The following is a 12,039-nucleotide window of genomic DNA, read 5'->3' as shown; positions in this document are numbered from 1 at the left end:
CCGTTCTCAGCATGCGACTCAGCGTGTTCTCCGTGCTCGTGCGGATGCGCGTGCGCCGCCGGTTCGGGCCGCCGGGTCACCTGCCGAGTCCTCCCCGGCATCATCGGGCCCGGGGGTGCGCGCGGTCGTGGATCGCCTTCAGCCGATCGACGGTCACATGAGTGTAGAGCTGCGTTGTGGCCAGCGTAGCGTGACCAAGCAGTTCCTGAACGCTCCGAAGATCAGCGCCGCCTTCGAGCAGATGAGTGGCCGCGGAATGCCTCAGGCCGTGCGGGCCCATGTCGTTCGCGCCCGGCACCGAACCGACGGCGTCGTGGACGACGCGGCGGGCCGCCCGCGGATCGAGCCTGCCTCCCCGTGCCCCGAGGAAGAGCGCCGCTTCCCCCGATCCCTTGGTTTCGACGGCGAGCTTTCCCCTGCCCTCGTCCAGCCAAGCCCGCAATGCCGCTTCGGCGGGCACGCCGAACGGCACGACGCGTTCCTTGCCGCCCTTGCCCAGCACGAGCACGACCCGGCGGGAGAAATCGACGTCGCCCACATCCAGCCCGCACAGTTCCGAGACCCGCACGCCGGTCGCGTAGAGCAGTTCCACGATGGCACTGTCCCGCAATGCCACCGGTTCGCGCTGTTCGGCACCGGCGGCTGAGAAGCGCATGACGTCGCTGGCCTGTTCCGCGCGGAGGACCCCGGGAAGCTTGCGGTGCGCGCGCGGAGCTACCAGCCGCCCGCCCGGATCCGACGCGAGCGCCCCGCCTCGATGGGCCCACGCGGTGAAGGTGCGAGCCGCCGCGGCCCGCCTCGCCAGTGTCGTCCGGCTGGCCCCTTCCTCGCGTTGCCGGGCGAGCCAGCCACGCAGCGCCCCGATGTCGAGGTCGGAGAACCGGCCACCGTTCGCGTCCACGAAACCCATCAGCGACACCACGTCGCCGAGGTAGGCACGCACCGTATGCGCGGACAGCCCGCGTTCGAGGGAAAGGTGCCGCTCGTAGTCGTCGATCAGCTTCCGGACAGGCTCCGGCAGCGCGGCACGGGCGGCTCGCAGATCGGGTCTGCGGGCGCGTTTCCCCGTGCCGTGGGGACCTTCGGTCGACGGCATGCCGATCACGCTGCGCGATGTACGGCGGATGGTCAAGTATCGCCGCACCCTGTTGCGGTGTCCGTGGTCGGATCGTGCCGGGATGGCGTCTCAGGTGTAGGCCAGTCAGGTCTTGGCGGCGCGTCTTCGCCACCCTGTGTCACCTCTTTCCGCGAAGCCGTCGAGTTCGAGTGCCGGAAGCAACGAACGGACACGTTCGACCGGGATGCCCGACTCGGCGGCGATCCGTTCCACGGGCCTCGCCGACCGATCGGACAGCGCGTCGTGCACTCGCAGCGCTTCCGGACCGAGCTGATCGGTGCGGCGGCGTGGTTTCGACGGATCCGCTCCCGGTGCCCCGAACCGTCCCGCCGTCTCCAGGATCTCGTCGACCGAGGTCACCAGCGTGGCCTCGCCTTCGCGGATCAGCGCGTGACAGCCGGCGGACATCCCCGAGGACACCGGCCCCGGCATGGCCATCACGACCTTGCCGAGCGCTCCGGCCGTCGCCGCGGTGTTCCGCGCGCCGCTGCGCCTGCCCGCCTCGACCACGACGGTCCCTTCCGTGAGCGCCGCGATGAGCCTGTTCCGGACCAGGAAGCGATGCCTCGCGGGTGTGGTGCCCGGCGGATACTCGCTGACCACCGCACCGGTCTTCCCGATGGAGCGCAACAAGGTCGCGTGCTGGGCCGGATAGCCGACGTCGACGCCGCAGCCGAGCAGGGCGACCGTCGTGCCGCCCGCGCTCAGCGCGCCCCGGTGGGCCGCGCCGTCGATGCCGTACGCCGCCCCCGAGAACACCGGGATCCCCCGGCTCGCCAGGTGGTAGCCCACCTCGGCCGCGTTGTGCTCGCCGTACCCGGTCGCCGCGCGGGCACCGACGATCGCTATCGCCTGGTCCACGGCCTCGTCGAGCCTCGCGGGGCCGCGTACCCACAGCGCCAGCGGAGGTGCCGCGCCGGACACGCCCCTGCTCTGCGCCACGGCCAGCGAAAGCAACGGCCAGGCCGGCCATTCGTCGTCTTCCGGGATGACGAGGCGGGCCTCGCCTGCCTCGGCCCGCTCCAGATCTCGCTCGGCGTAGTCGTGCGCTCGCCGCGCGGCGGTCTCGTCGCGCACCTTCGGCGGGCACTCGGCGCTCCGCACTCGTTCCGCGGCGGCGACGGGGCCGATGTCACCGACGAAATCGGCCAAGGCGGGTGCCGGTGGCTCGGCCACACGCAGGAGATACGACCGGGCGATGCGCTCGGCGTCGAGTTCACTCATCCGGATGACCGCTCTCGGAAGTTCAGGGCAGCCGCGACCTCGTCCGCCTCCGGCTTGTCGGCGCCCTGCAAATCGGCGAGCGTCCAGGCGATGCGAAGGCACCGGTCGGCGCCGCGCGCGGTGATCGCGCCTCGCTCCAACGCGCGGTCCAGCAACGCCGTGACCTGCGACGGCAGCGCGAACTCACGGCGCAGTGCCGGGCCGGGCACCTCGGCGTTCGTGAGCCAGCCTTGCTCGGCCCAGCGTTTTCCGGCTCGCTCGCGTGCCTCCAGCACTCGCTCCCGGACGGCCGCCGACGCTTCGGGCGGCTCGCTCAGGTGCGCGCTGAGCGCGGAAAGCGGGCGCAGCCGAACCCGCAGATCCACCCGATCGAGTAATGGCCCGGAGAGTCGGCTCAAGTAGCGCCTCCGCACGGTCGCGGAGCACGTGCAGTCGGCGTCCTTCGCCGGAGCGCAGGGACAGGGATTGGTCGCCAGCACCAGTTGGAACCGCGCCGGATATCGCACGGCGCCCTTGACCCTGGCGATCCGCACTTCGCCCTCTTCGAGCACCGTGCGCAGCGACTCCAGCCGTTCCGGGCCGAATTCGCACACCTCGTCGAGGAACAGGATCCCCCGGTGCGCCCGGCTGATCGCGCCGGGCACGGCGAGGCCGCTTCCTCCGCCGATCAGGGCGGGCACGCTGATCGAGTGATGCGGCGCGACGAACGGCGGCACGGTGACGAGCGGCGCGGACCGCGAAAGCGAACCGTCGATCGAATGGATCGCTGTGACCTGCAACGACTCTTCGGCGGTCAGCCGCGGGAGGAGGCCGGGTAGGCGTTTGGCGAGCATCGTCTTGCCCACCCCGGGCGGTCCGGTCATGAGCAAGTGATGCCCGCCTGCCGCGGCCACCTCCAGTGCCCATCGCGCTTCCGGCTGTCCGACGACGTCCGCGAGGTCGGGCACCTGTGGTGGCTCTTGGACGGCAGAAGGCTCGGGACGGGTGAGTTGTCCTTCGCCCTTGAGCCAGTCCACGAATTCGCTCAGCCGGGCTACCCCGCCGACCTCCAAGCCGTCCACGAGAGCGGCTTCGAACAGTGACTCGGCGGGGACCACCGCCCTCCGATATCCGGCGTTGCGCGCCGCCAGGAGCCCTGGCAGGACCCCGCGGACCGCCCGCACGCGGCCGTCCAGGGCCAGTTCGCCGAGCAGCACGGTGTTCAGCAGCTTCGTGGCGGGAACAGATCCGGTCGCGGCCATGATCGCCGCCGCGATCCCCAGGTCGTAACCGGATCCCACCTTCGGCAGGTTCGCCGGCGACAGGCCGAGGATCACCCGCTCGTCCGGCCAGGTCCGCCCCGAGTTGCGGACGGCGGAGCGGACCCTGTCCTTCGCCTCTTTCAGCCCGGTGTCGGGCAGTCCGACCATCGTCACCTTCGGCGAGCCGCCGCCGATGTCGGCCTCGATCTCGATCATCCTGCCTTCGACGCCGAGCAACGCGACGGACCAGGCCCTCGCCAGCGCCATTCAGAACGCCGCCTTGATATGCCGCACCTTGGGCTTGGCGTCGGGCCTGGCGACGATCGCGATGATGTCGTAGCGGACGGGGCACCAGCGGAGCATGAACTGCCGCTGCCACTGGTACGCGAGGCGGCGGATGCGGTCCGCCTTGTCCGGGGTCACCGCCTCGGCGGGCGTGCCGAAACCCACCCCGGTCCTCGTCTTCACCTCGCAGAAGACGAGGCGTTTGGTGTCGGTCGCGATGAGATCCAGCTCGCCGTCGCGGCAACGCCAATTACGGCTCAGGACGACATAGCCCGTCTTTTCCAGATGCCGGACCGCGAGCTCCTCGCCCCATCGGCCCAGTTCGATATGTGGTGTCCCGGCGGACGGCTGTTCGGCCGTGCTCGTCATCTCGATCCCCCTCAGCGATCGTCACGGTGCGTGTGGGATCGACGCTGCCAGGGTGAGGGGGCGGTGGACAGGGCTGATTCCGCCGCCTGTGGACAACTGGGGTGTTGTGGATGGTTGGGCCGTCGCGGGAGCTCACCGGCCGGAATCGTCGGTGGGCTGTGCTATGCGGCCCGGAGATACGTGAAGGCCCCCTTCATGCACTGAAGGGGGCCTTCACGTACTTCCGAAGATCAGCCGGAGAACGGCCCGTCTTCCGGCAGCCGGAGATCCGGTTTGTCGAGTTCTTCGACGTTGACGTCCTTGAACGTGATGACCCGGACGTGCTTGACGAACCGCGCGGGCCGGTACATGTCCCAGACCCACGCGTCGGACATGCGGACCTCGAAGTACACCTCACCGCCGCCGTCGCGCACCTGCACGTCGACGGCGTTGGCCAGATAGAACCGCCGCTCGGTCTCCACCACGTACGAGAACTGGCCGACTATGTCGCGATACTCGCGGTAAAGCGAGAGCTCCATCTCGGTCTCGTACTTCTCGAGATCCTCTGCGCTCATGAAATCCGCGCCCCTCCTCGCGATTTTGCTGCTGTTCCAGCGGCGGAGCGTTCATTGTTACCCACGTACGGGCCGAGGGCACGTATCGGCACGCTCGGGTTTTCCAGTGCCGCGACGGTCAGGACCACCGGATGAGGTGGTGGGACGCGGTGCGCGGCCGCCGCGGTGGCCACGTTCGTGTACGACCAGCGATGGACCGGGCTCGGACCGTGGGTGTTCAGTGCCGCGCTGTGGTCGGTGGTGCTGTAGCCCTTGTGCACGTCGAAACCGTAGTGCGGGTGGACGTCGTGCAGGTCACCCATGATCCGGTCCCGGGTGACCTTCGCCAGCACGGACGCCGCCGCCACGCACGCGACGGCCTTGTCCCCCTTGAGCACCGGGATGCTCGGGGCGGGCAGCCCGGACACGCGGAATCCGTCGGTCAGGACGTAGCCGGGCGTGGTCCGCAGCGCCGAGACGGCGCGCCGCATGCCTTCGAGGTTCATGACGTGGATGCCGAACAGGTCGATCTCGGCCGCGGGGATGACGATGACCGAGTAGTCGACGGCACGCTGGACGACCCGGTCGTACACCCGGTCGCGAGCCTTGGCCGTGAGCACCTTCGAATCGGTGAGCTCGGGCAGGCGTGCGGCGTCACCCGGACGCAGGACGCAGGCGGCAACGACGAGCGGGCCGGCGCAAGCACCGCGCCCTGCCTCGTCGACTCCGGCGACGGGCCCGAGGCCTCGCCGGTCCAGCGCACCCTGCAACCCCCAGAAGAGGTCGCCACGCACCACTGCCCGCGGCGGCCGAAGCGGCTCGGCCGGTGTGAGCGGTACAGGAACTCTCAAGGCCTTACCGCCTCCGGTCGACCGCCTTGCGCACTCCAGCCGACATCCGCCTGCCGAGGAAGAGCACGGGCCACGCCGCGGCGACACCGACGCCGAGGGGAAGCCCCTGCTGCCAGGCAGGCGCACCGAGCGCCACCGGCTGGGCGTTCGCCTGCGGGTTGTGGTCCGAAACGCCACCCCAGCGGCCGGGCGGGAGCACGATGACCCGTGCCTTGCCGATGATGTTCTCGACCGGGATCGCGCCGTTGACCCCGCCGCCGCCCTGGCGCCGTGAGTCACTCGAATTGTTGCGGTTGTCGCCCATCACCCAGACGTAACCGGCAGGCACCTTGACCGGTGCGAACGTGTCTTGGACGGGCTTGCCGCTCTCGTCCACCTGCGAACCCGGTTCCCAGTGGATGTACGGCTCGTCGAGCGCCTTGCCGTCCACGATCACGCGGTTCTGCGGATCACAGCACTGCACCGTCTGCCCGGAGGTCGCGATGATCCGCTTGACGAAGTCACGCTCGTCCGGCGGTGCGAACCCGATCAGGGAACCCAGCGTGCGGAATCCGGTGACGAAGATGTTGCTGGACTCCGGCGTGTCGATCTCGCCGACCCAGGCGGGCGGTCCCTTGAAGACCACCACGTCGCCCGGGCCGGGATCGGTGAAGTCGTACGTGATCCGGTCGACCAGGATCCGGTCGCCCGTGCATCCCGCGCAGCCGTGCAACGTGGTCTCCATCGACCCCGAGGGGATCATGTAGACCTTGGCGAGGAACTGCTGGATCAAGATCGTCAGCACGAGTGCCACGACGATCAGGATCGGCAGTTCCTTCCAGAACGACCGCTTCTTGTTGACCTTGCCGAATTTCTTGGAGCCGGACCGGCCCCGCCGGGAGGCCCTGGTAGGGCGCTCCTCATCGGGGCGATCGGGCTCGTCTTCGGAGGTGTTCTGGGACACGGGTTCGACCACGACGCCAGGTTACCGGTAACCGTGCGGCTACCTACTTGGCGGAGGTCGTCTCGCGGTTTTCGCGGCGTTCCTTGATCTTGGCGGCCTTGCCGCGCAGCTCGCGGAGGTAGTACAGCTTCGCCCGGCGGACGTCACCGCGCTTGAAGACCTCGACCTCGGCGATGTTCGGCGAGTGCACCGGGAAGGTGCGCTCCACGCCGATGCCGAACGACACCTTGCGGACCGTGAAGGTCTCGCGGATGCCGCCGCCCTGGCGACGCAGCACGACGCCCTGGAAGATCTGGTTGCGCTCGCGGTTGCCCTCGATGACGCGGACGTGAACCTTGAGCGTGTCGCCCGGTCGGAAGTCCGGGATGTCGGAACGCAGTGACTGCGCGTCCAGCGCGTCCAGGGTGTTCATCGGTGGTCCGTCCTCGTCTTCGTATGGCTTACGTGCAGCTTGGGCGCGCAGTGTCGGGCACTGCGACCTACCCGGGGGCTGATGGCGTTCCGGCGGACCTCGCGGCATTGATTCGCGCTGACAGCACCAATCAAGTTTCGCGCGTCCACTCACGCCAACCTGTCAAGTATTGCAGACCAGGTCTCAGGCGTTCGACCCGGCCTGGCCCGTGTCCTCGTGCAACCGCTCGAGGACACGGAGATCGTGCTTGTCGAGACTACCTTCCGGCAGTTGCCCGATCAGTTCGGGCCTGCGCCGCACGGTGCGTTCCAGCGCCTGGTCACGGCGCCAGCGGTCGATCAGCGCGTGGTTTCCCGAGCGCAGGACGTCCGGGACGGCCAGGTCGCGCCAGACTTCCGGCCGGGTGTAGCTGGGGCCTTCGAGTAGCCCGTCGGAGAACGAGTCCTCTTCGGCGGAGCGCGCGTTGCCGAGGACTCCGGGCAGCAGCCGGACGACGGCCTCGACCATCACCAGCACCGCGGCCTCGCCGCCGACCAGCACGTAGTCGCCGATGGAGACCTCGTCGACGGGCATCCGCCGCGCGGCGTCGTCGATCACCCGCTGGTCGATGCCCTCGTAGCGGCCGCACGCGAACACCAGGTGCTCCTCGGCGGCGTACTGGTGGGCCATGGCCTGGGTGAACGGCCGCCCGGCGGGGGTCGGGACCACGAGGCGGGTGTTCTCGCCGCAGACGTCGTCCAGGGCGGGGCCCCAGATCTGCGGTTTCATCACCATGCCGGGCCCGCCGCCGTACGGCGCGTCGTCGACGGCGCGGTGGACGTCGTGCGTCCAGTCCCGCAGGTCGTGCACGCCGACCTCGATGAGGCCGCGGTCGATCGCGCGCCCGAGCAGCGCGGCGCGGAGCGGGTCGAGGTATTCGGGGAAGATCGTGACGACGTCGAGGCGCATCAGGCGTCCAGCAGGCCTTCCGGCGGGTCGAGGACCACGCGGCCGCCCGGGACGTCGACCGCCGGGACGATCGCCTTCACGAACGGCACCAACACCTCGCGTCCGTCGTGTTCGATCGACAGCAGCTCGCCGGCGGGCGAGTGCACGATTTCGAGCACCTTGCCGACGACCGTGCCGTCGGCGAGTTCGGCCCGCAGGCCTTCGAGTTCGTGGTCGTAGAACTCGTCGGGGTCTTCGGTCGGCGGCAGCGTCGAGGTGTCGGCGATGAGCAGCGCGCCGCGGAGGGTCTCCGCGGCGTCCCTGGTCAGCACCTCTTCGAAACGCACCAGCAGCCGCCCGCTGTGTTCGCGGGCGGCTGCGATGGTGAGGTCTCTGCTGCTGCCGTCACGCAGCTTCGTCGTGACGGCCGAACCGACCGCGAACCGCTGTTCCGGCGAGTCCGTGCGCACGTCCACCGCGAGTTCCCCGCGGATTCCGTGCGCCTTGGCGATCCGGCCGACTACGACGTCCATCCCGTTCAGTCCTTGGTCAGCGATCGGTGTCGACGACGTCCACGCGGACGCCGCGGCCACCGATGCCGCCCATGACGGTGCGCAGGGCGGTCGCCGTGCGGCCACCCCGGCCGATCACCTTGCCGAGATCGTCGGGGTGCACGTGCACCTCGAGCGTGCGGCCACGACGCGTGGTCAGCAGCTCGACCCGGACCTCGTCCGGGTTGTCGACGATCCCGCGCACCAGGTGCTCGAGGGAGTCAGCGAGGAAGCTCACGCCTCGGCCTTGTCACCCTCGGCGGCCTCGGCCTTGTCGGCTTCGGCCTTCTTCGGAGCGGACTTCTTCTTCGGCGTGGTGGCCTCGGCGGAGGCCGAGTCACCGGCGGCGGCGAGCGCGGCGTTGAACAGGTCCTGCTTCGACGGCTTCGGCTCGGCGACCTTCAGGGTGCCCTCGGCGCCGGGGAGGCCCTTGAACTTCTGCCAGTCACCGGTGATCTCGAGGATGCGCTGGACCGGCTCGGTCGGCTGGGCGCCGACGGACAGCCAGTGCTGGGCCCGCTCGGTGTCGACCTCGATGAAGCTCGGCTCTTCCTTGGGGTGGTACTTGCCGATCGTCTCGATGGCCTTGCCATCACGGCGGGTGCGCGCGTCGGCGACGATGATGCGGTAGTACGGCGCACGGATCTTGCCGAGACGCTGCAGCTTGATCTTGACGGCCACGGGTGTGGGTACTCCTCAGTTCTCTCTGATGCATGTGGAAGGCGCACGCCAGCCGAGTGGGGACACGGCTGCGCACACCCGAAGGGTGAGCTCGGGCGCGGTGAGAGGGTCCGGCCAAAGCAGGCAAGCGTACATTCTGCCAGACGCTAGTAGGCTGTCAGAACGCGGCTATCCCGAGCGAGGCCAGCAGGATCGTCACGGCCGGGAGGAAATTGTTCACCTGGTGGGCGACCACGCTGCCGAGCAGCCGTCCGGTGAACACCCTGGCCAGCCCGATCGGGATCGCGATCACCAGCAGCAACGTGGTGCGCAGCGGTTCGAGGTGGCTCGCCGCGAAAACGGCCGTGGAGACCAGGAACGCCGCGATCCTCCCCCAGCGTTCGGTGCGCCACGTCAGCCGTTCCACCGCGCCCCACAGGAGGCCGCGGTAGATGATCTCCTCGCAGATCGGCCCGACCAGCCACAGGTAGATGAACATGACGACGGCCGCCGAGATCGACATCCGCCGGTCCTCGACGAGCGCGCTGATCGCCGAGGTCGCGTTCTCGTTGCCCACGACCTGCGTCCAGACGTAGGCGGCGAGCGAGGTCAACCCGAGCCCGAGCACGCCGAGTTTGAGCCCGACCTTGACGTCGGCCCAGCTCCAGCCGATCCGCAGGTCGGCGAAGGGGCCGTTGCCGCGCAGGCGGGTGATCAGCAGCGCGACCCCGGCGGCGATCATCGTCGGCACCATGGTGCCCAGCAGCACCATGCGCATCGGCAGGGGCTGACCGGGCTGGACGTCGCCGAGCAGGACGCTGATGAACGCCGCCGACGCCAGCAGGACGGCTTCCACAAGGAGGAAGGCCCCGAACCCCCAGCGATGCGGCGGTGGCGTGTCGGGCGCGGCCACCTCACCTCCGGCGATGACTTCTTCGGTCAGCTCATCCGGCGGCGCGGCCTCGGGGATCGGCTCCCTGGGCTGAGATACGGTCACGCCGATCCCTCCGGTGATCGTTCGGTTACTCAAAGACTCTAGCCGCCTGGACCGGCGATCACCTCGCCGCGAAGAGCAATACAGCCGGTGGGAGGTTGTTGGCCGCGTGCGCGATCACGGACGCGCTCACCCGGCCGGAGAGATAGCGGGCGAGACCGATGGCGATGCCCTGGCCGAACAACGCGATCGTGCGCGCGGCCTCGCCGTGCAACTGGGCGAACACGAGCGCGGTGACCAGCAGGATCACCCACGAGGGCAGGCGATGGAAGCCCATGGCGTTCCACAGCGTGCCGCGGAAGAGCAGTTCTTCGGTGACCGGAGCGGCGAGGACGACGATGACCGCGGCCAGCACCAGCCAGACCGTGTCGCCCTCGGTGGTGCCCGAAAGCTCGGTGATCGGACCGGGTGAGACGTCGGAGAAGGTCCGGTCGTCGCTGTCGGTCCCGTAGACGGCGAGCAGGAGCAGGTTGAGGAGGTAGCCGGCGGCGAGCGCGGCGGCCCCGCAGGCGAGCCCGATGCGGACGTCGCGCCAGGTGGGTTTGAGCCCGAAGTCCGCGCGAAGTCCTTGGCCCCACACTCGAGAGCCGACCGCCGGGCCGAGTCCGAGCACGAGGGTGGGCAGGAACGCGAGGATCAGCAGCGGGCCGACGTCACGGAGTTCGAGTGGGTCGTAACCGCCGAAGCGGCCTGACATCAGGAAGCTCATGACGAGCGTGACGAGGTGGTATCCGGCGATGCCCGCGAAGAACGCTACGAAGCCCCAGTGCGCTCCGAGCACCAAACGCTCGCGAGCCTGCCCGTCGTCCACCACGCCTCCACGCTAAGTGCCGCTCCGGTCACCGGTGGAGTCGGGTCAGGCGTAGATCTTGCCACGCAGGACGATGTGGCTCGGATGGCGGAGTACCGCGAGATCCTCACGCGGGTCGGACGGGTAGACCAGCAGATCGGCCGAAGCGCCGTCGACGATTCCCGGCACGCCCAGCCACTCGCGGGCGGCCCACGAAGCCGAAGCCAGCGCCTGCTCCGCGGACATGCCCGCCTTGTGCAGCGCCTCGATCTCGTCGACGAGCCTGCCGTGCTCGACCATGCCGCCCGCGTCGCTTCCCGCGTACACCGGCACACCCGCCTCGATCGCCGTCGAGACCATCTCCCCCACGCCGGCGTGCAACGCCCGCATGTGGTCGGCGTACACCGGGTACTTGCCCGCCTTGTCCGCGATACCGGGGAAGTTCTCGATGTTGATCAGCGTCGGCACGAGCGCGATCCCGCGTTCGGCGAGGACGCCGAGCTGGTCCGCCGAAAGCTCCGTGCCGTGTTCGAGGCAGTCGATCCCCGCGTCGATCAGGCCGGGCAACGCGGCCTGGCCGAACACGTGCGCCGTCACCTTGGCGCCCTCGGCGTGCGCGGCGGCGATGGCCTCGGCGAGGACGTCGTCGGGCCAGAGCGGCGCGAGATCGCCGGCTCCGCGGTCGATCCAGTCGCCGACGAGTTTGACCCAGCCGTCGCCGTCACGCGCTTGCTCGGCGACCGCCTTCGGCAGCTCGGAAGGGTCTTCGAGTTCGATGCCGAGGCCGGGGATGTAGCGCTTGTGCAGGGCGAGATGCCGTCCGGCGCGGATGATCCGCGGCAGATCGGCCCGCTCCTGCAGCGGCCGGACGTCGATCGGCAGGCCGCAGTCACGGATCAGCAGCGTCCCGGCGTCGCGATCGGTGATCGCCTGCTCGGCCGCCTCTTCGAGCGTGGTCGCGCCACCGACGCCGATGCCGGGGTGACAGTGCGCGTCGACCAGTCCGGGGACCAGAAAGCCTTCCCGGACCACGGTTTCCGCTCCGGCGACCGGTTCGGTGGTGATCCGGCCGCCGGTGACCCACAGCTCGCGGTGCTCGCCGTCCGGCAGGACGACGCCGGCCAGGTGCAGCGCCTCCACGG

The 12,039-nt window shown here is 69.6% G+C and carries 15 protein-coding genes; all 15 read right to left on the bottom strand.

Annotated features, from left to right (window positions below):
* Positions 1-100: 100 nt before the first annotated feature.
* Positions 101-1,096, bottom strand: coding sequence for a tyrosine recombinase XerC (locus tag NQK81_RS37145; protein WP_257485201.1), 996 nt, complete (start codon positions 1,094-1,096; stop codon positions 101-103).
* 105 nt (positions 1,097-1,201) lie between these two features.
* Complete coding sequence (dprA, locus tag NQK81_RS37140) at positions 1,202-2,341, bottom strand: DNA-processing protein DprA (RefSeq protein WP_257485200.1); 1,140 nt, start codon at positions 2,339-2,341, stop codon at positions 1,202-1,204.
* Positions 2,338-3,849: a YifB family Mg chelatase-like AAA ATPase gene (locus tag NQK81_RS37135; RefSeq protein WP_257485199.1), complete on the bottom strand. Its 1,512-nt coding sequence runs from the start codon at positions 3,847-3,849 to the stop codon at positions 2,338-2,340. Before NQK81_RS37135 ends, dprA begins: the two co-directional genes overlap by 4 nt.
* Positions 3,850-4,236, bottom strand: coding sequence for a YraN family protein (locus NQK81_RS37130; protein WP_126733412.1), 387 nt, complete (start codon positions 4,234-4,236; stop codon positions 3,850-3,852).
* A 230-nt stretch (positions 4,237-4,466) separates the two neighbouring features.
* Positions 4,467-4,790 (bottom strand): DUF2469 domain-containing protein, encoded by a 324-nt coding sequence (locus NQK81_RS37125; RefSeq protein ID WP_003096226.1) that lies wholly within the window; start codon positions 4,788-4,790, stop codon positions 4,467-4,469.
* A complete protein-coding gene (locus tag NQK81_RS37120; RefSeq protein ID WP_192742363.1) occupies positions 4,787-5,566 on the bottom strand; it encodes a ribonuclease HII in 780 nt (259 codons plus the stop codon). The genes NQK81_RS37125 and NQK81_RS37120 overlap by 4 nt, the downstream gene beginning before the upstream one ends.
* 58 nt (positions 5,567-5,624) lie before the next feature.
* Positions 5,625-6,575: a signal peptidase I gene (lepB, locus tag NQK81_RS37115; RefSeq protein WP_257485198.1), complete on the bottom strand. Its 951-nt coding sequence runs from the start codon at positions 6,573-6,575 to the stop codon at positions 5,625-5,627.
* Positions 6,576-6,606: 31 nt separating this feature from the next.
* Positions 6,607-6,975, bottom strand: coding sequence for a 50S ribosomal protein L19 (gene rplS, locus NQK81_RS37110; protein ID WP_005154717.1), 369 nt, complete (start codon positions 6,973-6,975; stop codon positions 6,607-6,609).
* Positions 6,976-7,158: 183 nt separating this feature from the next.
* Positions 7,159-7,923, bottom strand: a complete 765-nt coding sequence (gene trmD / locus NQK81_RS37105; protein WP_126733414.1) for a tRNA (guanosine(37)-N1)-methyltransferase TrmD — start codon at positions 7,921-7,923, stop codon at positions 7,159-7,161.
* Positions 7,923-8,435 (bottom strand): ribosome maturation factor RimM, encoded by a 513-nt coding sequence (gene rimM / locus NQK81_RS37100; RefSeq protein WP_257485197.1) that lies wholly within the window; start codon positions 8,433-8,435, stop codon positions 7,923-7,925. Before rimM ends, trmD begins: the two co-directional genes overlap by 1 nt.
* A 16-nt stretch (positions 8,436-8,451) precedes the next feature.
* Positions 8,452-8,691: an RNA-binding protein gene (locus NQK81_RS37095; RefSeq protein WP_003103110.1), complete on the bottom strand. Its 240-nt coding sequence runs from the start codon at positions 8,689-8,691 to the stop codon at positions 8,452-8,454.
* Positions 8,688-9,134 (bottom strand): 30S ribosomal protein S16, encoded by a 447-nt coding sequence (gene rpsP / locus NQK81_RS37090; RefSeq protein ID WP_005154724.1) that lies wholly within the window; start codon positions 9,132-9,134, stop codon positions 8,688-8,690. The genes NQK81_RS37095 and rpsP overlap by 4 nt, the downstream gene beginning before the upstream one ends.
* Positions 9,135-9,291: 157 nt before the next feature.
* Complete coding sequence (locus NQK81_RS37085) at positions 9,292-10,110, bottom strand: CPBP family intramembrane glutamic endopeptidase (RefSeq protein WP_257485196.1); 819 nt, start codon at positions 10,108-10,110, stop codon at positions 9,292-9,294.
* Between the two features lie 58 nt (positions 10,111-10,168).
* Positions 10,169-10,918 (bottom strand): CPBP family intramembrane glutamic endopeptidase, encoded by a 750-nt coding sequence (locus NQK81_RS37080; RefSeq protein ID WP_257489920.1) that lies wholly within the window; start codon positions 10,916-10,918, stop codon positions 10,169-10,171.
* Between the two features lie 45 nt (positions 10,919-10,963).
* Positions 10,964-12,037, bottom strand: coding sequence for an amidohydrolase family protein (locus tag NQK81_RS37075; RefSeq protein WP_257485195.1), 1,074 nt, complete (start codon positions 12,035-12,037; stop codon positions 10,964-10,966).
* Positions 12,038-12,039: the final 2 nt, after the last annotated feature.

Source organism: Amycolatopsis roodepoortensis (assembly GCF_024628825.1).
Lineage (GTDB): Bacteria > Actinomycetota > Actinomycetes > Mycobacteriales > Pseudonocardiaceae > Amycolatopsis > Amycolatopsis roodepoortensis.
The sequence above is the reverse complement of the archived record's forward strand: the minus strand, read 5'-3'. Positions and strand labels throughout refer to the sequence as shown.

Coding starts and splice junctions, on each gene's coding strand:
- NQK81_RS37145 (WP_257485201.1), bottom strand. CDS start 1,096: ATGCCGTCGACCGAAGGTCCCCACGGCACGGGGAAACGCGCCCGCAGA.
- dprA (WP_257485200.1), bottom strand. CDS start 2,341: ATGAGTGAACTCGACGCCGAGCGCATCGCCCGGTCGTATCTCCTGCGT.
- NQK81_RS37135 (WP_257485199.1), bottom strand. CDS start 3,849: ATGGCGCTGGCGAGGGCCTGGTCCGTCGCGTTGCTCGGCGTCGAAGGC.
- NQK81_RS37130 (WP_126733412.1), bottom strand. CDS start 4,236: ATGACGAGCACGGCCGAACAGCCGTCCGCCGGGACACCACATATCGAA.
- NQK81_RS37125 (WP_003096226.1), bottom strand. CDS start 4,790: ATGAGCGCAGAGGATCTCGAGAAGTACGAGACCGAGATGGAGCTCTCG.
- rplS (WP_005154717.1), bottom strand. CDS start 6,975: ATGAACACCCTGGACGCGCTGGACGCGCAGTCACTGCGTTCCGACATC.
- trmD (WP_126733414.1), bottom strand. CDS start 7,923: ATGCGCCTCGACGTCGTCACGATCTTCCCCGAATACCTCGACCCGCTC.
- rimM (WP_257485197.1), bottom strand. CDS start 8,435: ATGGACGTCGTAGTCGGCCGGATCGCCAAGGCGCACGGAATCCGCGGG.